This window comes from Bacteroidia bacterium (assembly GCA_020852255.1).
Lineage (GTDB): Bacteria > Bacteroidota > Bacteroidia > JADZBD01 > JADZBD01 > JADZBD01.
Genome location: JADZBD010000004.1, coordinates 78,728 through 100,677, shown reverse-complemented (window position 1 = coordinate 100,677; position 21,950 = coordinate 78,728). Strand labels below are relative to the sequence as shown.

Annotated in this window: 18 protein-coding genes; 9 read left to right on the top strand and 9 right to left on the bottom strand. The window is 46.8% G+C overall.

Annotated features, from left to right (window positions below):
- Nucleotide 1 precedes the first annotated feature (1 nt).
- On the bottom strand, nt 2–2,950 hold the full coding sequence (locus IT233_03980; protein ID MCC7301782.1) for a histidine kinase: 2,949 nt from the start codon (nt 2,948–2,950) through the stop codon (nt 2–4).
- Nucleotides 2,951–3,022: 72 nt separating this feature from the next.
- Entirely contained in the window at nt 3,023–4,519 is a 1,497-nt protein-coding gene (locus IT233_03975) for a NarK/NasA family nitrate transporter (GenBank protein MCC7301781.1), read from the bottom strand.
- 198 nt (nt 4,520–4,717) lie between these two features.
- Here IT233_03975 and IT233_03970 point away from each other — a divergent pair, with 198 nt between their 5' ends.
- The 7 genes from IT233_03970 to IT233_03940 all read left to right on the top strand — a co-directional run bounded on the left by IT233_03970 (nt 4,718) and on the right by IT233_03940 (nt 11,986).
- Nucleotides 4,718–5,443 carry a Crp/Fnr family transcriptional regulator gene (locus tag IT233_03970; GenBank protein MCC7301780.1) on the top strand — a complete coding sequence of 242 codons (726 nt, stop codon included), beginning with the start codon at nt 4,718–4,720 and terminating at the stop codon, nt 5,441–5,443.
- Nucleotides 5,444–5,548: 105 nt separating this feature from the next.
- On the top strand, nt 5,549–6,031 hold the full coding sequence (locus IT233_03965; protein ID MCC7301779.1) for a cytochrome c: 483 nt from the start codon (nt 5,549–5,551) through the stop codon (nt 6,029–6,031).
- A 25-nt stretch (nt 6,032–6,056) separates the two neighbouring features.
- The gene (gene nosZ, locus IT233_03960; protein ID MCC7301778.1) at nt 6,057–8,018 is read left to right on the top strand and encodes a Sec-dependent nitrous-oxide reductase; all 1,962 of its coding nucleotides are present in this window, start codon (nt 6,057–6,059) and stop codon (nt 8,016–8,018) included.
- A 58-nt stretch (nt 8,019–8,076) separates the two neighbouring features.
- Nucleotides 8,077–9,246, top strand: coding sequence for a nitrous oxide reductase accessory protein NosL (locus IT233_03955; protein MCC7301777.1), 1,170 nt, complete (start codon nt 8,077–8,079; stop codon nt 9,244–9,246).
- Nucleotides 9,247–9,270: 24 nt separating this feature from the next.
- Nucleotides 9,271–10,497 (top strand): nitrous oxide reductase family maturation protein NosD, encoded by a 1,227-nt coding sequence (gene nosD / locus IT233_03950; protein ID MCC7301776.1) that lies wholly within the window; start codon nt 9,271–9,273, stop codon nt 10,495–10,497.
- Nucleotides 10,491–11,207 carry an ABC transporter ATP-binding protein gene (locus tag IT233_03945; protein ID MCC7301775.1) on the top strand — a complete coding sequence of 239 codons (717 nt, stop codon included), beginning with the start codon at nt 10,491–10,493 and terminating at the stop codon, nt 11,205–11,207. Before nosD ends, IT233_03945 begins: the two co-directional genes overlap by 7 nt.
- Nucleotides 11,204–11,986 (top strand): ABC transporter permease, encoded by a 783-nt coding sequence (locus tag IT233_03940; protein MCC7301774.1) that lies wholly within the window; start codon nt 11,204–11,206, stop codon nt 11,984–11,986. Before IT233_03945 ends, IT233_03940 begins: the two co-directional genes overlap by 4 nt.
- 11 nt (nt 11,987–11,997) lie before the next feature.
- Here IT233_03940 and IT233_03935 read toward each other — a convergent pair whose 3' ends face one another.
- The gene (locus tag IT233_03935; GenBank protein ID MCC7301773.1) at nt 11,998–13,680 is read right to left on the bottom strand and encodes a T9SS type A sorting domain-containing protein; all 1,683 of its coding nucleotides are present in this window, start codon (nt 13,678–13,680) and stop codon (nt 11,998–12,000) included.
- A gap of 481 nt (nt 13,681–14,161) precedes the next feature.
- On the opposite strand from IT233_03935, the gene IT233_03930 reads away from it, so the two are divergent.
- On the top strand, nt 14,162–15,709 hold the full coding sequence (locus tag IT233_03930) for a hypothetical protein (GenBank protein ID MCC7301772.1): 1,548 nt from the start codon (nt 14,162–14,164) through the stop codon (nt 15,707–15,709).
- Here IT233_03930 and thiL read toward each other — a convergent pair whose 3' ends face one another.
- Genes thiL through IT233_03910 form a run of 4 tightly spaced genes read right to left on the bottom strand, consistent with a single transcriptional unit; the run spans nt 15,710 to nt 19,072 of the window.
- The gene (thiL, locus tag IT233_03925; protein ID MCC7301771.1) at nt 15,710–16,756 is read right to left on the bottom strand and encodes a thiamine-phosphate kinase; all 1,047 of its coding nucleotides are present in this window, start codon (nt 16,754–16,756) and stop codon (nt 15,710–15,712) included.
- A gap of 25 nt (nt 16,757–16,781) precedes the next feature.
- Nucleotides 16,782–17,726 (bottom strand): succinylglutamate desuccinylase/aspartoacylase family protein, encoded by a 945-nt coding sequence (locus IT233_03920; GenBank protein MCC7301770.1) that lies wholly within the window; start codon nt 17,724–17,726, stop codon nt 16,782–16,784.
- A 3-nt stretch (nt 17,727–17,729) separates the two neighbouring features.
- Nucleotides 17,730–18,617, bottom strand: coding sequence for a 30S ribosomal protein S6--L-glutamate ligase (rimK, locus tag IT233_03915; GenBank protein MCC7301769.1), 888 nt, complete (start codon nt 18,615–18,617; stop codon nt 17,730–17,732).
- Nucleotides 18,614–19,072 (bottom strand): ATP-dependent zinc protease, encoded by a 459-nt coding sequence (locus IT233_03910; GenBank protein MCC7301768.1) that lies wholly within the window; start codon nt 19,070–19,072, stop codon nt 18,614–18,616. The genes rimK and IT233_03910 overlap by 4 nt, the downstream gene beginning before the upstream one ends.
- A 37-nt stretch (nt 19,073–19,109) precedes the next feature.
- On the opposite strand from IT233_03910, the gene IT233_03905 reads away from it, so the two are divergent.
- The gene (locus IT233_03905) at nt 19,110–20,156 is read left to right on the top strand and encodes an FAD-dependent oxidoreductase (protein MCC7301767.1); all 1,047 of its coding nucleotides are present in this window, start codon (nt 19,110–19,112) and stop codon (nt 20,154–20,156) included.
- 4 nt (nt 20,157–20,160) lie between these two features.
- Here IT233_03905 and IT233_03900 read toward each other — a convergent pair whose 3' ends face one another.
- Together IT233_03900 and IT233_03895 are read right to left on the bottom strand one after the other, a co-directional pair.
- Nucleotides 20,161–20,628 carry a gliding motility lipoprotein GldH gene (locus tag IT233_03900; GenBank protein ID MCC7301766.1) on the bottom strand — a complete coding sequence of 156 codons (468 nt, stop codon included), beginning with the start codon at nt 20,626–20,628 and terminating at the stop codon, nt 20,161–20,163.
- Entirely contained in the window at nt 20,625–21,896 is a 1,272-nt protein-coding gene (locus tag IT233_03895; GenBank protein MCC7301765.1) for a hypothetical protein, read from the bottom strand. The genes IT233_03900 and IT233_03895 overlap by 4 nt, the downstream gene beginning before the upstream one ends.
- Nucleotides 21,897–21,950: the final 54 nt, after the last annotated feature.

The window sequence follows — 21,950 nt, the reverse complement described above, 5'->3', positions numbered from 1 at the left end:
GTTAGGCAATTGGCGTGAATATCTCCACCCGTGTTCCGGTAGCTTCTCCGAAATCATTTTCCAGGTCGGTAATATTAACGCTCAGGTTGGATTGCTGAACATTGTTGAGAAGCTCCAGGCGATCGTGGGTGATCTTCATGCCGAAGCTCTGATGTTTTTGTTTCATGGAGCGCTCTTTCAGCGTTCGGGATGCTTTTCTTCCAATACCGTCATCGGTGATGACGCAGACTATATGGTGTTCATCCAGGCGGAGTTCAATGCGCAGGTGCCCTATGGTGGGTTTGGGAACCAGTCCGTGCAAAATAGCATTTTCCACATACGGCTGGATAAGCATGGTGGGAATTTCATAGAAGTCGAGATTCAGCTCAGGGTCTACAACAATTTCCCAGGTAAATTTATTCTCAAAGCGCAGCACCTCCAGGTCAAGATACAAACGTAGCGATTCTACTTCTTCTTCCAGCGTTACAGTAGAGCGTTCGGAATTATTCAGGATCGTGCGGATGAGACGCGCGAATTTGTTCAGATACTTTGTGGCGCCTTCCTCATTACTGTGCATGATGAAATGCTGAATGGAATTCAGTGCATTGAAAATAAAATGAGGATTCATCTGAGCTCGCAGGGCTTTGAGTTCCATCGCGGCCAGGCGTGTTCTGTTTTGTTCACGCTGTCGAACCTGCCGGATCCGGAAACGTATAGCAGAGTAACCTGCCAGAAGTACGGAGAGGATGAGGGAAGTCTGGAACCATAATGTTTTCCACCAGGGTGAAAGAATGGTAAAGGAATAAGTTACTGGTGATGTATTCCAGAGTCCGTTATTGTTTCGGCTCATCACTTCAAAGCGGTATTCGCCCGGGGGCAGACTGCTGTAATTGGCCGCGTTCATGGCCGTTACCGGTGACCAGTCTGTTTCAAAACCGTGCAAACGGTAGCGGTATCTCACTTTTGAAGGATTCGCAAAATGGATGCCGATAAAGCTGAATGCGAGGTGATTCTGATCGTAGGATAGTTCGGAATTAGCCGTCAGCGCTGTATCCTTATAGAATAATTGTACAGATGTAATATGTGTGATCGGCTCCAGTTCCTTCTGCGGCAAATATTTCGGATCGTAGCGGATCACTCCTCCCACCGTACCGTACCAGATACTCCCGTCCTCATCTTTCCAGAATCCGTTGCTGTTGGTTTCGCTGAAAATGAATCCGTCTTCCTTTCCGTAATCGGTGATCTCCACTTTACCATCCTCCAGGTATTTTTTGAGGTTCAGTTTATTCATACCCTGGTTGGTGCCGATCCACAGATAGGCCGGATCCTTATCAGCACCCAGAACATATATCAGATCGGAATTCAGCCCTTTCGATTCGTCAATATGCCGGATACTCTTTCCATCCCACATGTACAGCCCGCGCAGTGAACCGATCCAGATATTTCCGTTTTCGTCCTCACTTACCGCGAGACAGGATTCGTCTGAAATACTAAGCTCTTCAGCCATGTCATGTATCGCACCGTCGTACATGAACAATCCGCCCTGAAATGTTCCGATCCACATCCGGTTTTTAGAATCTTCGAACAGGAACCAGATATCGAAACGGTTTTTTTTAACCGGCAGCGGATACCGTGAGAATTTTCCATTTTCCATTAATGTGTACCCGCAGTGACCACCTAACCAGAGACGGCCCAGATGGTCAAACCGGACGGCACTCACCGAATCACTGATCAACCCGTCTTTTTTTCCGAAATAATTCCGGAACCCGGTTCCATTGTACACACTAAGACCCTGATTGGTTCCCGCATATATTTTACCATCTGTCCCCAACGCAAGGTCATTCACCGCATTACCGGCCAGTCCGTCTTGTTTTTTATACACCCTGAGTTTACCATTTTCCAGACAGTTCAACCCATCATCGGAACCGATCCAGAGCGCGCCTCGTGCATCTCTACGAATAGGAAAAACATACGCGCCGGATAAGCCATCTTTAACCGACCAGGTAGAGAACAATGCACCGGAGTGTTTATACAAGCCATTGGATGTTCCCACCCAGAGATTTCCTTCTCGATCCGTAAAAAGCGAAAGGATCCGGTTGGCGCCAAAAGGTCCTTCAATGTGATACGGGATAAAGATGTTCTTTTCTAACCGGCACAGCCCTTCTGCGGTTCCTATCCAAACACCTCCTCTCGGGTCGTAAACAAGTGATGAAACCGAGTTGTCCGGAAAGCCCGGGGCGGCAGGAATAGACTGAATTTTTCCGTCGCGAAGAATGCTGATACCATTTGGTGTCCCGAGATAGATACTTCCGGTCTGATCCGAAGTAATGGCGGTAATAACCGAATCACAAAGGCCGTCGGACATTCTGAACATTTCCTCCGTTGTTAAAGTGAGCGTGTTGATACGAAAAACCCCTTGGCCGGTGCCTACCCACAACTCTCCGCTTCCGTTCACATGAAGAGAAAGAATACGGGCATTTGCTCTGAGGAGTTTATCAGAGTAGGTCACAAACCGTTTTCCGTCGAAATAGGCAAGCCCCCCCTGCGTTCCGGCCCATATCCTGTTTTTCTGATCCTTTATGATTACATTCACATATACGTTGGGAAGGCCTTGGTCTTTCGTATAATTTTTGAACAGGTTGTTGCTAAAACGGCTTACTCCTGCAATCGTGGCGATCCAGATATTATCGGCATCATCTGCTGTGATGGAATTTACAGAGTAAGTGATGAGTCCGTTCTTCGGGCTGTAATTAACAAATTTTCTTCCGTCGAAACGACTTAGTCCGCCGTAGGCACCGGTCCAGAGATATCCTTGCATCCCCTGATGGATGGCATTCACTTGCGCAAAGGGCATTCCGTCATTTACGTTATAGTACCGGAAGTAAAAGGATTGTCCGGTAACAGGAAGCCAGGCGCAAATGCAAAATGCGCAGATGACACACCGGTATACGTTATGAACCCCCGAAAGCATTGTGTGCACTGATTCTGTAATAAAAGTAAAGATAGTGCAGAATCAGCTCTCTGTTAAGCCCCGTGTCAGCGATTAGTGCGAGCGATGCTCCATGTCCTCTGCGATGGATGGGGCGTGTTTGCGCACAACGGAAGCCACCACTCTCCGCATCCAGATAAAGCAAAGGAGGGAAACCAGGAGCATGAGGATCCAGCAACTGGTCCAGATCCCGGTCCATTCCAGCAGATATCCGAAAACAATAGGACATACAAATCCTCCCAAACCACCGATAACCCCCACCATTCCTCCCACGGTACCCACCTGCCCGGGGAAATAATCCGGAATAAACTTATAAACACCGGCTTTTCCAATACCCCATACAATACCAATAATCAGCACCAGTACGGAATACACCCACATATTGGCGCTGAAATGGATATGTGAAGTTCCCCTGGCCAGCAACTGTTTTTTCTTTACGGCATCTCCTTCCTTCACCACGGGTTCCTGCCAGCTGATCTTATGGGGGAAGAAATAAGTGCTGGCAGCTTTTTCATCCAACACCTCCTTTTTCTTACTTACGGGGTAATGCAGGTTATCTGTAATGATCAGCGTATCAGAAACCGAAACTACGGTGGCGTTCTGCCCTGCGATAATCCCTTTACCAGGTGTGAAAATATCCATACGCGGGAAAACAAGCAGGGCACTCAGGGCAATGGAAAACATAAATACGCGTACCATTACAATGCGTGCTCCCCATTTATCACTCATCCATCCGCCCAAAGCCCTTATCACCCCGGACGGCAAACTGAACAGCGAGGCGAAAAGTCCGGCAACAACCAGTGAGGTACCATATACATTCACATAATATGGCACCAGCCACTGAGCAAATGCAACAAAACAACCGAATACAAGGAAATAGTACAGACCAAACCGCCACATTCTGATGCTCTTCAGCGGCTGTAAAATCTCCGTCAGCGTTTGTGATTTGGTCTCAGGTTTCCGGTTGATCGCGAAAATGATCATTACCACTGCCATAGCTACAAGGCCAAGTGCATATATTTTAGGTAAAAGCCGCCACCCTTCAAGGTCTGTTCCGTTGGAGGTAAATTGTAAAAGTAATGTAGGAGCCAGCAGTGTGGTGATGGCTGCACCTGCATTTCCGGCTCCAAAGGTTCCCAGTGCAGTACCTTGCCATTTTTTCGGATACCAAACGGAAGTGTAAGCGATTCCCACCGCAAATCCTGTTCCCGCCAGGCCAATGCCGAAACTAAGCAAGACAAAATGGAGATACGTGGTCGCGAAACTCATGAGAAACATCGGTAGTGCGCATATCAGCAGGGTGCCGATAAAAACCCATTTTCCTCCAAACTTATCAGTGAGTATTCCTACAGGTAGCCGGAATATTGAACCTGTGAGCACGGGTATTCCCAGCAACCAGCCTATTTCTATCGGGCCCCAGGAAAAGATCCCTTTGTCTACCAAAAATGTTACCATAACCCCATTAAACATCCATACTGCAAAACACAGTGTGAATGCCAGAGTATTTAAAAACAACATGCGGTGCGCCTTGCCTGTAACCTCAGTTTCCATAACAGATTTTATTGTTGATGGGTGCAAAGTACCTGACGAATGGTAGACTGTACCATGACCATTGTCAGTTGACGAAAAAACGCCCAGAAATACCTTTGATGTATGCCGGAGAGGAGTAGGGCAGGTAACTTTGGTCATGAAGGTTTCTGCTTTTAATCATGATTCTCTATAAACGGCGTGAAAGATAAATGATCAAGCATGAAAGTTTACCCACCCGAGATGATCGCCCAGAAGGAAGTTGCCGGAACGGTTTCCTGCCTCCGGTGCAGGAATAAATGCCTTGTACGGGAAATTTCAGATGATGAGCAGCTGCGGAAAATGGACGCATCCCGCCGGACAGAGTTCTTTAGTAAGGGACAGGCTGTTTTTACACAGGGCGACCCGTCCTCGCAAATCTATTTTATTCTTTCCGGCAAGGCCAAGGTGATAAAGGTAAGTAATGAGGGCAGGCATACTATACTGAGATTTTCTGCTCCGGGCGATATTTTCGGACATCGCGGAATTTATGGTGAAAGCTATCCTGTTTCGGGGATTGTATTGGAGGATAGTATGGTGTGTGGTTTCAAACGGGAAGATTTTATGCGGTTACTCATGAATAATTTCCAGCTGTCTCACACTTTATTATTATTCATGGCTAACGAATTAAAGGATTCGGAAGAAAGGGAGATGAATTTGGCTCAGATGAGGGTTCCGGAAAAAATGGCCCAGGCGCTGTTACAGCTGAGGAAGAAGTTTGGGGTGGATCCGACCGGCCACCTGGGCGCGATGCTGAGTCGTACCGAATGGGCGGAGTATGCAGCCACAACAAAAGAACAAGTATCTAAAGTTCTGTCTGATTTTCAGAAGGACGGACTCATAGAGCTTTCGGGGAAAAAGATTCGCATAATGAATCCGGAGGAACTGGTGGCAAGGTCTTCTGTCTGAACTCACGTTTCGGGTATCCTACGAAAAAGTATTTTTCCGGCTGACATCAGTCATCTTTCAGTTATCGCGCTGTTGCGTACTTCGTACCGTAAAAACGGAGTGATTATGAAAAGCAAAGCGCATTTAGTAGTGGGGGGAGTCTTCGGACTGGCAGTATATTTATTTTCATCCTGTGGTGAAAACGCGGGAACCCCGGCACCGGTCAATACCACAGAAACAACAGTGTCTGGCGAAACTCCGACGAACACTGATCCTATGTCAAACAAGGGGATCGGACCTGTTAAAACTGTTTCGCTTGGGGATATCAGCACAGAAATGAGCGAAAAGGGGAAGGCATTATATGAGAATAAATGTACGGCTTGCCATAAATGGGATGCCAAACACGTTGGCCCTCCGTTGCAGGGTGTAACAAAACGGCGCACGCCGGAGTGGGTGATGAATATGATCCTGAACCCGGTGGAGATGACAGAAAAAGATCCTGTGGCTAAAGAGTTGCTCGCCCAATACATGGCTCCAATGGCCAATCAAAGTCTTACGGAAGAGGAGGCGAGAAACATTCTGGAATATTTCAGATCGTTGGATAAATAAAAATTATAAATAAATACATATCATTATGAGATCAACAGGAAAAATTGCTTTAATCTTTGCCTTCGCCTCGGTACTGATCGGGGCATGCGGTGAGAAAGAAACTAATCTGGCCGCTGGTGCCGGTAATGCTGCAGATGCAGTGTATGTAGCACCGGGGAAATACGACGACTTTTATATGTTCGCTTCCGGGGGATTCAGCGGTCAGGTGAGCGTTTACGGGCTACCGTCCGGACGCCTGTTCCGCGTAATACCTGTTTTTTCGCAGGATGCAGAAAAGGGATATGGTTACAGCGAAGAAACCAAGCCCATGTTGATGACTTCGCATGGATTTGTTCCCTGGGGTGATGCACACCATCCTGTACTTTCCAAAACCGGAGGGAATGCCGATGGACGCTGGCTGTTTATTAATGAAAACAACACCCCGCGGATTGCACGGATTGATTTGAAAACTTTTAAAACGGCAGAGATTATTGAAATTCCTAATAGTGGAGGAAACCACCCATCTCCCTATTGCACGGAGAACACGGAGTACCTGGTGGCCGGCGGACGTTTCAGCGTACCTGTGCCGGATAACCGGGATGTGCCTATTTCCACTTACAAGGAGAATTTCAACGGATTGATTTCTCTGATTAAAGTGGATGATAAGACAGGGAATATGAGTCTTGCGGTTCAGATCCTGGCTCCGCCATTCGATTATGATAAAAATCGCGCGGGCAAGGGTGTTTCCAAAGACTGGACCTTTTTCACCTGCTATAACAGCGAGCAGGCCAATACCATGCTCGAGGCCAATGCCAGCCAGAATGACAAGGATTTTATCCTGGCTGTAAACTGGAAAAAAGCGATTGAGTATCTGGAGGCCGGGAAGGTGAAGGATATGAATACGCCTTATTGCCATAATGTGCTGCAGGAGGATAAGCACCTGGTGGTATCGGAGCTGCTGAAGAATCAGAAATTGCTTGATCCGAAGGAGTGCCCGGGTGTAGTTTATTTTATGCCCTGTCCGAAATCGCCGCATGGCGTAGATGTGAGTCCAACCGGAGAATTCATCTGCGCCGGCGGTAAACTCGCAGCCATGATTCCGGTATATTCTTTCGAAAAGATGATCAAAGCGATAGACAGCAAAGCATTCGATGGGGAAGTGAATGGTATACCTGTACTGAAATACGATGCGGTAATTGCCGGAGAAGTTCAGAAGCCCGGGCTCGGACCATTGCACACCGAGTTTGATGACCAGGGCTACGGTTATACGTCCATGTTCCTTTCTTCAGAGATTGTGAAGTGGAAACTGGGCACCTGGGAAGTTGTAGATCGCATTCCTACATATTATTCTATAGGACACCTTTGTATTCCTGAGGGTGACAGCAAAAATCCAAAGGGGAAATATGTGATCGCGCTGAATAAGATCACAAAAGACCGCTACCTCCCCACCGGTCCTGAATTAACGCAGTCGGCACAACTGATTGACATTTCTGGGGAAAAAATGAAACTGTTGCTTGATTTTCCGACCGTGGGAGAACCGCATTACGCGCAGGCTTGTGCGGCAGATCTTATCATGAAAAATAGCACAAAGATTTATAAGCTGGAGGAGAATCATCACGAATATGTAACCAAAACTGAGAAGGAATCCAAAGTGGTGCGGAAGGGTAATGAAGTTCATATTTATATGACTTGCATACGTTCGCACTTCTCCCCGGATAATATCGAGGGAATCAAGGTGGGTGATGTTGTTTACTGGCATATAACCAACCTGGAGCAGGACTGGGATATTCCTCACGGCTTTGCCGTCAAGGGAGCCGGTAATTCGGAATTGCTGATTATGCCGGGAGAAACATCCACGCTCCGTTGGGAGCCGAAGACTCCGGGCGTGTATCCTTTCTACTGTACAGATTTTTGTTCGGCTCTTCACCAGGAAATGCAGGGATATATCAGAGTGTCTGATCAGAGCGCAAACACTCCCCTGAAATGGAGCCTGAACGAGGGGCAATAGAGGTTGGGTTAGAAGCAGGAGAGAAAACTCCTGCTTCTTTTTTTAAATAGAGAAATTTATGGAAATCATTGCGGAGAAAAAGGCCAATTTTATTTCAAGGGCATTTTTTATTCTTTCCTTGTTTTTTATCCTCCCGGTGTTTATCACACCTATTTGGCAGATTGAGCTGGAGGCACCGCAATATCCGGAAGGGCTTACGATGTTTATTCACTACAATACCGTTACCGGTGCAGGTGAGAACGACCTGGAAAATATAAATCTGCTCAACCACTATATCGGGATGAAACGTATTGAACCTGACTCCATTCCGGAACTTCAGTACATGAAATACATTCTGATCGCATTGTTGGTGCTGGGCGCGATTTCCGCCCTTGTTGGAAAGCGAAGTGGAATGGCTGTGTGGTTCACGGTCTCGGTTGTGTTGGGAGTTGCGGGAATCTATGACCTGAACCGTTGGGAAAGTGATTATGGACGTGACCTTGATCCGCGTGCTCCTATTCGTATAGAGGGGGCAACATATAAGCCACCCCTTTTCGGAGAGAAACAGTTGCTGAATATTACCGCCAGATCCTACCCTTATACGGGAGGAGTTTGTTTCGCTTTCGCCATTTTTATTTCCGGATTGTCTGTATTTATGGCGTATCGTACACCTACCCACGAGGAATCATCCGCACCGGTAGACACTGGTTCAGAACACCAACAAAAGGATATCTCCATGCAGGAAAAGGGGCGTCTTTCCGCTCTCTCGCTTCCTGCGACGCGTATGGGGAAGCTGTTTCACCTACCTGCATGGATAAAGTTTATGGGATGTATTTCGCTGTTTTTCCTTTATGGGTGTACTGCTGAGCCGCAAGCTATACGTTACGGCCACGATCAGTGTGCCCATTGTTCCATGATTATTAGTGATCATAAGTTCGGAAGCGAACTGGTCACAATGAAGGGGAAGATTTATAAATTTGACTCGGTGGAGTGTATGATTTGGTTTCTGAATAGCGGGTATAATAAGGGAAATATGGATTTTAAGTATATCCTGACCACGGATTGTACCAGGCCCGGTGAATGGATTGATGCTTCCCGTGCGAGTTATCTTATCAGTAAGGATGTTCCCAGTCCTATGGGCGCTTTTTTATCAGCATATGAAAATTCTCATGAGCGCGACAAAATAGATGTGCGGGGAGAGGGCGAGAAACTGGACTGGGTAAATTTAAGAGAGCGCTTCTCAGAATGATCATCCGGAAAAGCATCACGGATCATGAAGAAGATCGCTTTTTGGATAGTCGGAACTTTGCTCTCGGCATGTTTAAATGCCCGTGAGTGGAAAGCAGACAACACCAGGGCATTTCTGAATGCGCTTAATGCTTCTTCCGGGGGTGATGTGATTACCCTCTTACCCGGCGTATATCAGCTGCTTGGCACGGAAATTATCCGGCCCATCACCATTCGCGGAGAAGGCCGGGTGTACCTGGACGGAAATAATGGAGGAACTATACTCAAGGTATTCTCTGATTCAGTAACTCTGGAAAACCTGGTGATCCGGAATACCGGTGTCAGTTACACGGAAGACAGGGCAGGGATCCTTATCAAAAAGTCGGAATCCTGTGTGGTTAAGAATTGTATTCTGCTGAATTGCTTTTTCGGCATTTACCTCAGTCATGTACAGAAAAGCCGGCTGACCGGAAATATTATCAGAGGTTCAGCGAAGAGCGAAACAAGAAATGGCAATGGAATACAGATATTTACCTGTAACGGGATTGTAGTATCCGGAAATTATATCACGCGCCACCGCGATGGGATTTACATTGAATTTTCAGAGAAAAATAGTTTTTCAGGAAATATCAGCCGTCAGAATGTTCGTTACGGACTCCATTTCATGTTCTCAGGGGAGAATGAATACAGAAGAAATAGTTTTTCCGATAATGGGGCAGGGGTGGCTGTAATGTATTCAAAGAAGATTGTCATGAAGGAAAATGTTTTTGCGGACAACTGGAGCTCCATCTCCAATGGAATTCTGCTAAAGGACATTTCAGATAGTTATATCGGGTACAATATATTCCGGCGTAACCCGGTCGGAATTTACTCCGAGGGAGTTTTGCGGACTTCAATCACGAATAATTATTTTATCAATAACGGTTGGGCGCTGAAGATTCTCGGGAACTGTGAGGAGAATGCTATCCGCCTGAATAATTTTATGAGCAATACGTTTGAAGTGGTAACGAATAGTGCGCATAACCGGAATAATTTCGCGGAAAATTACTGGTCGGATTATTCCGGATATGATATGAATAAGGACGGAGTGGGTGATATTCCGCACCGACCGGTAAAGTTATTTACTTATCTTGTTGAGGAAGTGCCTGCATCGGTTATACTCATGAGAAGCCTGTTTGTTAATCTGCTGGATGTTTCAGAGAAGATCACCCCCGTTCTCACCCCGGAGCTGTTGCTGGATCAAGCACCACGAATGAAGGAAATAAAATGGTAGAGATCAGTCATGTCAGCAAACGTTTTGGGAAGCTGCATGTTTTAAAGGATGTCAGTTTCAGTGTGGAAGGAGGGAAATCAGTCGCCATCCTGGGACCAAATGGCTCCGGTAAAACAACGCTGATCAAGTCTATATTGGGAATGGTTAAGCCGGACGGAGGAGGCATTTTTGTTAACGGGGAGCAGATCGCCGGCAGGTGGGATTACAGAAAAAACATTGGTTATTTGCCTCAGGTGGCACGTTTTCCGGAGAATCTGACGGTAAGTGAACTTTTCAGAATGGTGGCGGACCTCAGGAACTCAGAAGCGAGGGGAGAGGAGATCACGGAAGCCTTGAAACTGCTTCCCTTTTTGTCAAAAAAGCTGGGACACTTGTCCGGCGGAACACGTCAGAAGGTAAATATGGTGATGGCGTTAATGTTCAATCCCGACCTGTATATATTTGATGAACCGACAGCCGGACTTGATCCCGTTTCAAGAATCATTTTCAGGGACTATGTTTTGAAGGAGCGTGACAGGGGGAAAACGATATTACTTACTACCCATCTGATGAATGAAGTGGAAGAGCTGTCGCAGGAAATCATCTTTCTGCTGGACGGAAAAGTGTATTACCGTGGTAGTCCGGAAGAGTTAAAGATTACTCAGAAGGAATCTACCCTGGAAAGGGCGATCGCCCGCATGCTGAGCGCCAGAGAAACGCAGAACCATTGAGAAGAATATTTAAATATACCTTTTATGACGGCCTCAGGAGTCGGTGGACCCTGATGTATTTTCTGTTTTTTTTGTTGTCCGCAACCGGACTGCTGGGCTTTTCAGGGAGTTTATCAAAGGCGATTGTGAACCTTATGCAGATTACTATCATCATTACGCCAATGGTGAGTACGGTGTTTTCGGTGATGTATTATTATCATTCAAGAGATTTCATCGAATTGTTGCTGGCGCAACCGCTGAAGAGAACAGATATTTTTCTGGGACAGTTTTTCGGGATGTCAGTTTCACTGGCAGCGGGTTTTTTTCTGGGGGTATTCATACCTTTTACCGTGTACGGGCTGCTGGTTTCGGGGGAGGTATGGAATTTCCTCGCGCTTATCCTCTCCGGTGTGATGCTGACGATGATCTATTCTGCCGTGGCTTTCTGTATTGCCCTGCTGAATGAGAACAGGGTAAAGGGTTTCGGTCTGGCGATTCTGTTCTGGCTGTATACTGCAGTGATCTACGATGGACTGATCCTTTTGTTTTTTGTAGCGTTCAGTGAATACCCGCTGGAAACACCTGCAGTGGTGCTCACCTTACTGAATCCTATTGACCTTTCCAGGGTTTTTATTCTCCTTCAGCTGGATATATCTGCTCTGATGGGTTATACCGGTGCAGTGATCAACAGCTTTTTTGGAGAAACCAGCGGAATGATCCTGTCAATGACTGCCATGCTGGCCTGGTTCCTGATACCTCTGTTCTATTTTATCAGGAGGGTGAGACGAACAGATTTTTAGCGGGCTTGATCTCATTCTTTGATAAATTTCTTTGCAACGGTGCCTTTGCTGTTTTGAATGCTGATGAAATACACACCCGGTGAGAGGTGGCGGATATCAATATTGGTTACCGGAGTCTCTGTTGTTTTTTTCAAAAGGATATTTCCCTGGAGATCATAAATGTAAAGGAGCGAAGAGAGCACATGATCTGTTTCAATTGTTAATAGATCACCGGCAGGATTCGGGGCCAATCGCAACTGAATGGGCTGGTCGGTCTCAACGACTGAAAGAGGACCACTATAGCATCCGCAGGTGTCAAGGTTGTTAGTTGTATAGAAATAGCGAATGGTATCAACGGCCGAAGAAAGTAGCGTTATGTTCGAAAGATTACCATTGGGACCTCGGGCAAATACAAAAGCGAAATCAAGACATAATTCTTCTCCCGCGTTGAAGGTAAAGGGCCCGCAGGAGCCAATTCCTCTCCGGTCAGCAGGCATGTTTCCGCTGGAGGTTTCATCCCAGGGAGGCTGTACGGATGGATTCGTGCAGGATCCGCCGGTTCCCCAGCCGATGGATTGATCGGAACTTCCCGGAAACATGTAGGAACAGACGGTGACGCCCCCGTAGGCATTTCCTCCATAGGTCATATTCGATCCATCCTTCCAGATCCCGTGGGTGAAGCGATAGTATGCAGTATCCGATGTTGGATTCCCAATTGCGGAGAAATCATTGTTATAGTAAGTGAAATAGTTCATCATACATTGTTCGAATGGTTCATCAATGAGGCAGTTGTGATTGTTGTCCAGACCATCACCTAAATCTGCTCCGGGGCCTTTCAGAAACACGGTTCCCTGAGCCGGTGGCGACGCCCCGTATCCGATACTGGTCCCATCATTATTGTCTCCATTATATCCGAAGAAGTAATTCCCTTTTACATCGCTGCCTATGAAGTCGTCAGAAGAATCTCCTATGTCAAAGTCATTCCACATTCCGATATAAAAGGAATAGTAAGGCTGAGCGGATCTGTTAATGATTCGGTAGTTTAGAAATACCGTATTTTTCAGATGCGGATAGACTGTATCGTTAAACGCATATGCCATTCCGTGTACCTCAACCTTAATCTTCTGGCCGTTACTTTCGGTATGGTTATTTCTGTCGTCATTAAAAATAAAATATACTGCCTGGTCTCCTTTGATGCAGGGGTAATCACCGTTGGAAGGATTGTAAATTCCATCTCCGTTGACGTCTTTGTACGGTGCCAGTTGAGCAGCCTGACCGAGAGAAACATTTCCGTTTCCGGGCCAGTTTTGCAGCACCGGAGGTAAGTTTGTATATAATCCCAGCTTAAAACTATCTATCATACTTTTATTGATCTTCCATACTTTATCCCACAGCAGATCCTGAGAGGGGGAATAGGCTGAATTATTCATTACTGGTCCCTGAAAATAGTCAGCGCCCATTTGCCGGTAGGTTTGTGCTGCTACATGAAGAGCGCCTTGTGCATCAATACCGCCCATCCAGAGATTGCCGGCAAACAAGGTATGCTTCCCGCTGTCTTTGGGTACCTCGAAAGAATAGGTAGAGCCATTCCAGAAAAGAACGCCCGAGCTTCCAAACATGGCCTTAATATTGGCAATATCAAGATAGTCGGTAGCAAAGGATTGTGAAAAGCCGCTTAGAGCTACGCACGAAAGCAATGTCGTTAAGATTTTCATATTGCAATTAATTAGTTGGGAGGATGTTCAGGCGAGCCGCTCGATTCACCGGTTTAACAACATCCCCATATTGTTTCCGGTGAACCTTTCTGCGACTCTTACTTCAAATCTATTACCCGTCCTCTCCGGCTTCCAAGTGCACTTTTCAGGTAGTTTAACATATCCGACGTATCTGGAAACATTTAAATCATTGATAAACAATTAGATATATTGATTTGCTTTCAATTGATCGAAATGTTCATTAAATTAACATGTTTAAATTCAATCGCACGTGTCCGTATTTTAAGGAAATTGGTGGCTTTTAAAGAAATTGTTTCGTACCTTATTTGAAAGTAATTGGCAAAAACAAGATAAAATCAATGCAAAAGTCTAAATAATGAAGCATAAATGCCATAAAACAGCGTGAGTTCTCATATTACTTGGTAGTGGCATTTTTCCGGGCATTTTCATATTGTATTCATAAATTAACGTATATTTTAACATGTCTAACAAAGCAAGCGATCATCTGCACAAACTTATCCGTTCCCTTACCAAAGCTGAAAAGCGGAACTTCAAGTTATTCGCATCACGCCATGTTTCAGCGGAGGAAAACAAATACGCCCTGCTTTTTGATCTCATTTCAGAGCAAAACATATATGATGAAGCGGCCATTTTTGAAAAACTGGAGCATGATCCCGTCCTGAATAATTTTTCTATTGCGAAAAACCGGCTCTATGAAAGTGTACTCCGGAGTCTGGATGCATTCCATACACAGAGTTCTATTGACGCACGGCTGAAACGTGATCTTCATTACGCAGAGATACTATTTAAGAAAACGCTGTATGACCAGTGTGCCCGTGTACTGTCGGGTGCCAGAAAAACGGCATTAAAATATGAGCGGTATGAGTCCCTGCCGGCGATCCGTCTTTGGGAGAAGCGCCTGATTGAGACCGAAAATTATTCGGGAAAAACAGACGATGATATCAATAACCTTATGGGTGAGGACGAGGACATTGCCCGGAAGATCAAAAACTTCAACGATTTCTGGAATATCAAGAGCCGCTTTTTCATGCTGCTTCATAAGGCGGGAAAGGCACGCAGCACGGAAGATCTCAAAAAGTTTCGTGCGATTATTTCTCACCCCCTCCTTCAATCGGAAGGGCAGGCGCTTACGCAGGAGACCAAGTACCTGTTTCATCATATTTTTTCGGCCTATTATTTTGGGATAGACGATCATCCGGCCTGTTATGAGCATCTGAAGAAGAATATCGCCCTGATCGAGCAGAATCCGGATATTTTCAGGGAAGAACCCAATATTTATTTTTCTATTCTTACCAATGCCATCTATGTCGGAACACAGCTGAAACATTACCCGGAAGCATTTGCCAATCTGGCCAAGCTGAATGCGGTTCCGGAAACGTTCGATCTTTCCCACAACGAGGATTTGGAGATAAAACTTTTTTCTTCTGCCAACAGTATCGCCATTACATTGCACAACTCAATGGGAGAATTTGAAAAATCCATTGCATTGATTCCGAAAATTGAGGAAGGACTGGAAAAATATCGGGGGAAAATCAATCCTACGCGCCGGGGCTATTTTTTACTAAATATGGCCGTTTCTTATTTTGGCATTGAAGAGTATAACAAGGCACTTCGGTTTGTGAACACCCTGCTGAATGATCAGGACATTGCAGAGAGTCAGGATATTCATTGTTTTGCCAGAATTATGGATCTGGTGATACATCTGGAGCTGGGCAATGACGATCTCATCCCGTATTCCTACAAGTCAGCGCAACGTTATCTGAAAACCCGCAAGCGGGTATATAAATTTGAGACGGTGTTCCTTGAGTTTATGAACCGCCTGATGAAGGATGGCAACGGAAGTCAGAATACAGAACTTTACCATGATTTTGTATTAGCGCTGGAACAATTGAAAGCGGACCCTTTCGAGCGTACGGTTTTTGAGTACTTTGATATTCTGTCCTGGGCAAAGAGTAAAACTGCCCGCCGGCGCTTCCGGGATGTGGTTGCCGAACAACAGCCGGCCTGATTATTTCCTGAGAAAAGCATCCCAGCCCTGCGCGGTAATCTCTGCCAGACTTCCGCCCCGTGTAACCATGTTGCAGCCGCTTTCCTGTGAAGTGACGTGGCCGATGACTGTTATATTGGGATCATTCTTGATAAAGTCGAATTGTTTTAAAGGGAGTGTGAACAGTAATTCATAATCCTCACCGCCGCTGAGCGCGCAAAGAGTGGGATCCAGTCCGAATTCTTTCGCACGCTCCGAAGTCAGATGATCTAGGGGAAACTTTTCCTCATATACCTGGCAACCTTTCCCTGAGGCATGACAGAGGTGAAGTAGTTCAGAGGCCAGACCGTCGGAGATATCTATCATGGAAGTAGGTAGAATACCCCGCTCACGGAACAGAGTGATCATGTCTGTTCTGGCTTCAGGTTTCAGTTGTCGTTCAAGTATGTAATCGTTCCCGTCCAGATCCGGCTGTACTTTCGGGTTATCGAGAAAAACGGATTTTTCCCGCTCCAGCAGTTGCAGTCCCATATACGCGCCACCAAGATCCCCGGTTACACAGATCAGGTCGGTTTCACAGGCCCCGCTCCGGTAAACGATCTTTCCTTCCTCCCCTGTTCCGATCGCAGTGACTGCAATCGTGAGTCCGCTGCGGGACGCGCTGGTGTCACCGCCGGCCAGATCCACTCCGTATTTTTCGCAGGCCAGCAGCATGCCGCTGTAAAGCTCTTCTACTGCCTCCAGTGAGAAACGGTTGGAAATACCCAGTGCCACGAGCACCTGGGCTGGTGTGCCGTTCATGGCGCAGATGTCGGATACATTCACTGCGATGGCCTTATAACCAAGATGTTTTAACGGAACATAGGCCAGATCGAAGTGTATTCCCTCTAGCAGCATGTCCGTTGTGAGTAAAAGCTTCTTCCCGCCATGATCCAGCACCGCGCAATCGTCGCCGATACCCTTGAGCGTGCTCTGGTTTTTTATTGTGACGTGTTTGCTGAGTTCGTGAATGAGTCCGAACTCTCCCAGTGCACTTAATTCGGTTCTGCTGTTTTTATTTTCAAGCATTTTTCAGTTTTTCAGCCGGTATTCTTTACTCTACTCCGATATGGATAAGGGCATCTCCTTCATTCACCACCGGTTGGTTATTGATACCCACGATGTAACCGTTGGAAGGAGCGAGCAGTTCGAGTTCAGTTTCGCCGAAGGGATCGGAGATCCACCCTACCACTTCATTTTTTTTTACCGGAGCTCCATATTTTTTACGGGTACGAAAAAGCCCTGACATTCCCGCACGAATCCATCGGGATTCCATAAGGATCCGGGTGTTGTTTGGTGCAGTTTCAGCATCCAACATTCCCAACCCATGAAGCAGCCGCAGACATCCGCTCACCCCTTCGCCGATAGCCAGCGAATTGAAACGCATGGATTCTCCTGCCTCGTAAACCAGGATAGGTTTCCCCAGCCGCGCAGCTTCCGCCCGCAGCGATTTTTCACGGAGGGCCGAATTGATTACGAAAGGTGCTCCGAATAATTTTCCGTATTCCAGATTCTTCTCTTCATCGAACGTACACCGTACCTGCGGAAAGTTATTGATCTTGGCGCCGCCTGTATGAAAGTCAATTCCGAGATCAATCTGCGGAATAACCTGTTGCATGAGATCATACGCGATCCGGCTGCCAAGTGATCCGCTAACCGAGCCGGGAAAGCAGCGATTCAGATCTTTTCCGTCCGGCAATTCCCGTGAACCACTTAGAAAAGATATAATATTGATGATGGGCATGGCAAGCACGCTGCCTTTTTTCAGCCTGGTAAAATGCCCCTCACGGAGAAGAGTACGTATAATCTCAATGCCGTTGATCTCATCGCCATGCAAACCCGCGGAGATCAGCACACAGGGGCCCTCTTCACTTGACCTGAATACGTGTACCGGAATTTCCATCACTGTGCGTGTGGGAAGACGGTAAATATTCAGAGTAACCTCTTTGTTTTCACCGGGTGCGATCGCCTGCTTATTGATAATAATTACGGCCGGCATGTATCAGAGATGAGGATGAAATTCGTTGCGTTCTACGTATTCAATGATCTTTCCCGCGATGTCCACTTTAGTGGCGCCCTCAATACCTTCCAATCCGGGAGATGAATTCACCTCCATTACCAACGGACCGCGTTTACTCTGAAGCATATCAACACCGGCAATCGCCAGTCCCAGTTTCTTCACCGATTTAATAGCTGTAGCTTTTTCTTCAGCACTCAGATTAATCACTTCTGCACTTCCTCCCCTGTGAAGGTTACTTCTGAAATCACCCGGTGCACCTTTGCGGCGCATGGCGCCTACTACCTGGCCATCTACTACAAACGCACGGATGTCGGCCCCTTTCGCTTCGGCGATAAATTCCTGAACAAGAATATTCACCTTTACGTCCAGGAATGCTTCGATCACTGACTTTGCGGAATTATGTGTCTCCGCCAGAATCACTCCGATACCCTGTGTTCCTTCCAGCAATTTAATAACACAGGGTGCGCCGCCTACCTGCTGAATCACGTTGTCAATATTTTTCGGACTGGAGGCAAACGCCGTTTTGGGCATATCAATACCGGCCTTGGCAAGCAACTGCAGTGAACGCAGTTTATCACGCGAACGGACCAGGGCCTGGGATTCCACCGAAGAGAAAATATGCATCTGTTCAAATTGACGCACCACCGCAGAACCATAGAAAGTAACGGAGGCGCCTATGCGGGGAATAATGGCCTGAACGCTCTTAACCTCTTCGCCTTTGTAGAAAACATGCGGATGTCCTTTTTCCAAAACGAGAACACATTTGGTGTGATCCAGTACATGCATGGAGTGTCCACGCTTTTTTCCTGCTTCCACAATGCGGCGGGTACTGTACAAGTTTGGATTTCGGGAGAGAACGGCAATATTCATAACCGTGATTTTTTCTTTTTCAGTTTACGCCCCGCGTGTTCCAGTTCTACGTCCACGAGGAAGCGTTTTTTTAACAGCTTACGGCCAATGAGTACAGGATAACGCATCCCGCTCCGGTCGGAGAGTGAGATCAGTGCACGAATGGTTTTTCTGCCGATGCGGATCCGTGTTTTAATCATGTAACGTTCTTCACTGTCGCCGAAAGAGTTACGCACTAACTTGGTGTGAAATTCAGTAACACAGAACTCACGGGCTCCCGCATCCTCACCTTTGCCCAGGGGTGTAAAACATAGTAACTCTTTTTCACCCGCCTTCTTCAACCGGACCCCGTGGCAATGCAAGGCCGTGGTATAGGCCCCGGTATCTATTTTGGCGTTAATCCCAAAAAGATCCAGGTCCGGAAAGTCCACATATTCCCGTTTTCCAAGTACCTGCTTTGTTCTTTCACTGCTCATCAGGGGAACTAAAGATAGCGTAATTTCGCCAATGAAAATGAACGGGGAAAGATACTTGGTGGTTGGCAGGGGGCTGGCCGGTACGGTGGTAGGATGCAGGCTGTTTCAGGAAGGCATTGATTTTCGTGTGGCAGATGACCCTTCCTTGAGTTCCTGCTCCCGAATTGCGGGTGGGATTGTCAATCCCGTGGTGCTGAAACGCCTTGCCTTACCTCAGCAGGCCGGCGACATGTTGCAGAAGGCCCGGGAATTCTATTTATGGTGTGAAAGCCAGTTTGGTAAAACTTTTTACAACCCGACACCGCTGGTAAAGATATTTGGCGATCAAAGAGATCGTGCGTTCTGGGAAGAAAAGCGTGTATCGGAACTGCAAGGATTTGCTGAAGAGGCATGTCTCCGAACTGAACATGACTCCGGTATCCGCACTCCATTCGGATATGCACGTGTGTTGTCAGGCGGTATACTTGATATGAGGGGATTGATAGAATGTGCGGGAGAACAGTGGCGACAGGCCGGAATACTTTTAGAATGCCCTTTCCGGCATGAAGAGATGGAATTGATTTCGGGGGGCGTTCGCTGGAAGGGAGAAGAATACAGCGGCGTGATCTTCTGTGAAGGACACAAGGGATTTTTAAATCCTTGGTTTACGGAGGCGGGATTCGCTCCCGTAAAAGGCGAGATACTCACCGTTCATATTCCCGGACTTAACCTGAATGAGGTCATCAATAAGGGGGTATACATTATTCCGAAAGGGAAGGATGTTTATAAAGTGGGCGCTACGTTTTCATGGCACCGTTTGGATGATGAACCGGAGGAAAAGGCGAAGGAAGAATTGCTGGAAAAACTGCGATATCTTGTTACACGTGAGTTCACTGTTCTCAAACACGAAGCCGGTGTACGGCCGGCAGCGGTGGGTCGCACACCTATGCTCGGCTCGCATCCTGCACATTCACAGTTGCACATATTCAATGGCTTGGGAACGAAGGGAGCCTTGATTTCTCCTTATTATTCAGAACTATTTCTGAAATATCTCAGGGGGGTGGCAACATTGCCCGGGGAAACAGATGTCCGTCGTTTTTTCTAACGGGCTATGGCATTTTTTCAACCCGCATGCCGATGTCTGTAATATGCGGAAGTTCATCTGTGCGCATCGCCTGCTCAAAGGTAAAAGAGTAGTCTCCTTTTACAGGGAAACGCACACCGGAGCGAAAAAACAAACGATTATGGTACAAATCTCCAATGCCGTCTCCCAGCCATTTTCCTTCATTACCCTGCAACATACATTCAACTGTATCAACAGACATTTTTCCGTCGGGTCTGTGCGTAGTAATAAACAAGTACAGGTTGGAGTAGGGGTAATCGCCGCGATGGCGTACATTGATAAAAACGTTGAAGGGGCTCACCGTATCCTCCATCCGGAATTCAAAAATCTTTTTGTCTGAAGCTTTCCATGAATCCCCTTCAATTTCTTTATTTTCTTCATAAACCCTCAGCGGATCACAGGAACTCAGGATCAGCAGGGAAACAGTGAGAAGGAGAGACAATTTCCTGGTCACTTGCCTGGAGGTTTGTTGCGGTTCGGGTTATTGCGGCGATTTCGGTGATTCCTGTTGCCCTGATTTTTATTCTGTTCTTGTGCCTGTCCGCCTTTGGACTTTGCTTGTTTTTCCTGCCCGCCTCTATGACGGTTTTTACCGCCCTTGTGTTTTTTTCTCTTGTGATCAAAGCGAGTCAGACTATCCTGCCCCACTACATTTTCAAAATCAGGTAAGGCTGATTTTTCTACTGCGCGGAAAGCCTGTATTTCATCTACCAGTTCCGCAGGAGATTGTCCGCCCTTGTTCATTTCAATGATTCCTTTTACAGTAACGGCACTCAGCGCAATGAACCGGGAGGGTTCACTTTCATAGGAATACCACATCATGCCGCGGAAAATATCTGTTTTCTGGTGGAAGGCAGGTCCTTTCTGTGTCTGCAGTTTAATGTTGCTCTCCGGAATATGCTTCAGCGCATCCATGTAAGCATCCAGTTCATAATTCAGGCAACATTTGAGTTTTCCGCACTGACCGGCAAGCTTAAGCGGATTGAGAGAAAGTTGCTGGTAACGGGCCGCACCGGTATTAACCGTCCGGAAATCGGTTAACCAGGTGGAGCAGCAGAGTTCTCGTCCGCAGGAACCGATGCCCCCCAGGCGGGATGCTTCCTGCCGTGCCCCGATCTGACGCATTTCTATTCGCACCCTGAATTCAGATGCCAGTACTTTAATGAGTTCCCTGAAATCCACACGGTCGTCAGCTGTGTAATAAAACGTGGCCTTCATCCCATCACCCTGATACTCTACATCAGAAATTTTCATCTGCAGACCCAGTTTGACCGCAATGGTTCTTGCATGGTACATCGTTTTTACCTCCAGCGCCTGCACTTCTTTCCACTTCTCCAGATCTGCTGGTTTTGCTATCCGGTATACCTTCCTGATCTCCGAGGAATCAAAATTAATTCCTTTACGCTTCAACAAAAGTTTAACGATTTCTCCGGAAGCCGAAACAGTTCCGATGTCATGCCCGCTGGTTCCTTCTACTGCTATAACTTCACCCATGGACAAAGGCAGGTTATTCACGTTTCGGAAAAATTCCTTTCGGCTGTTTTTAAAGCGGACTTCTACTACATCAAATGCTTTCTGCCCGGCAGGCAATTCCATGTTTGCCAGCCAGTCATACACGTTCAGCTTGTTACAGCTCCCGCTTCCGCAGGTACCGCAAGCCTTTGGTAATCCGTTAGTTACAGTTGAGCATCCTCTGCTTCCGGCACATCCACCGCATCCCATGATTTCCTTCCTTTTTCTTCAGGGATAGCGAAAATACATAAAAAAAAGAGAGGG

Excerpts from the sequence above, each read along its gene's own strand:
- IT233_03935 (MCC7301773.1), bottom strand. The coding sequence starts at position 13,680 with ATGAAAATCTTAACGACATTGCTTTCGTGCGTAGCTCTAAGCGGCTTT.
- nosD (MCC7301776.1), top strand. The coding sequence starts at position 9,271 with ATGAAGAAGATCGCTTTTTGGATAGTCGGAACTTTGCTCTCGGCATGT.
- IT233_03980 (MCC7301782.1), bottom strand. The coding sequence starts at position 2,950 with ATGCTTTCGGGGGTTCATAACGTATACCGGTGTGTCATCTGCGCATTT.
- IT233_03955 (MCC7301777.1), top strand. The coding sequence starts at position 8,077 with ATGGAAATCATTGCGGAGAAAAAGGCCAATTTTATTTCAAGGGCATTT.
- IT233_03910 (MCC7301768.1), bottom strand. The coding sequence starts at position 19,072 with ATGAGCAGTGAAAGAACAAAGCAGGTACTTGGAAAACGGGAATATGTG.
- IT233_03930 (MCC7301772.1), top strand. The coding sequence starts at position 14,162 with ATGTCTAACAAAGCAAGCGATCATCTGCACAAACTTATCCGTTCCCTT.
- IT233_03895 (MCC7301765.1), bottom strand. The coding sequence starts at position 21,896 with ATGGGATGCGGTGGATGTGCCGGAAGCAGAGGATGCTCAACTGTAACT.
- IT233_03970 (MCC7301780.1), top strand. The coding sequence starts at position 4,718 with ATGAAAGTTTACCCACCCGAGATGATCGCCCAGAAGGAAGTTGCCGGA.
- IT233_03965 (MCC7301779.1), top strand. The coding sequence starts at position 5,549 with ATGAAAAGCAAAGCGCATTTAGTAGTGGGGGGAGTCTTCGGACTGGCA.
- thiL (MCC7301771.1), bottom strand. The coding sequence starts at position 16,756 with ATGCTTGAAAATAAAAACAGCAGAACCGAATTAAGTGCACTGGGAGAG.
- IT233_03905 (MCC7301767.1), top strand. The coding sequence starts at position 19,110 with ATGAACGGGGAAAGATACTTGGTGGTTGGCAGGGGGCTGGCCGGTACG.
- IT233_03920 (MCC7301770.1), bottom strand. The coding sequence starts at position 17,726 with ATGCCGGCCGTAATTATTATCAATAAGCAGGCGATCGCACCCGGTGAA.
- rimK (MCC7301769.1), bottom strand. The coding sequence starts at position 18,617 with ATGAATATTGCCGTTCTCTCCCGAAATCCAAACTTGTACAGTACCCGC.
- nosZ (MCC7301778.1), top strand. The coding sequence starts at position 6,057 with ATGAGATCAACAGGAAAAATTGCTTTAATCTTTGCCTTCGCCTCGGTA.
- IT233_03945 (MCC7301775.1), top strand. The coding sequence starts at position 10,491 with ATGGTAGAGATCAGTCATGTCAGCAAACGTTTTGGGAAGCTGCATGTT.
- IT233_03975 (MCC7301781.1), bottom strand. The coding sequence starts at position 4,519 with ATGGAAACTGAGGTTACAGGCAAGGCGCACCGCATGTTGTTTTTAAAT.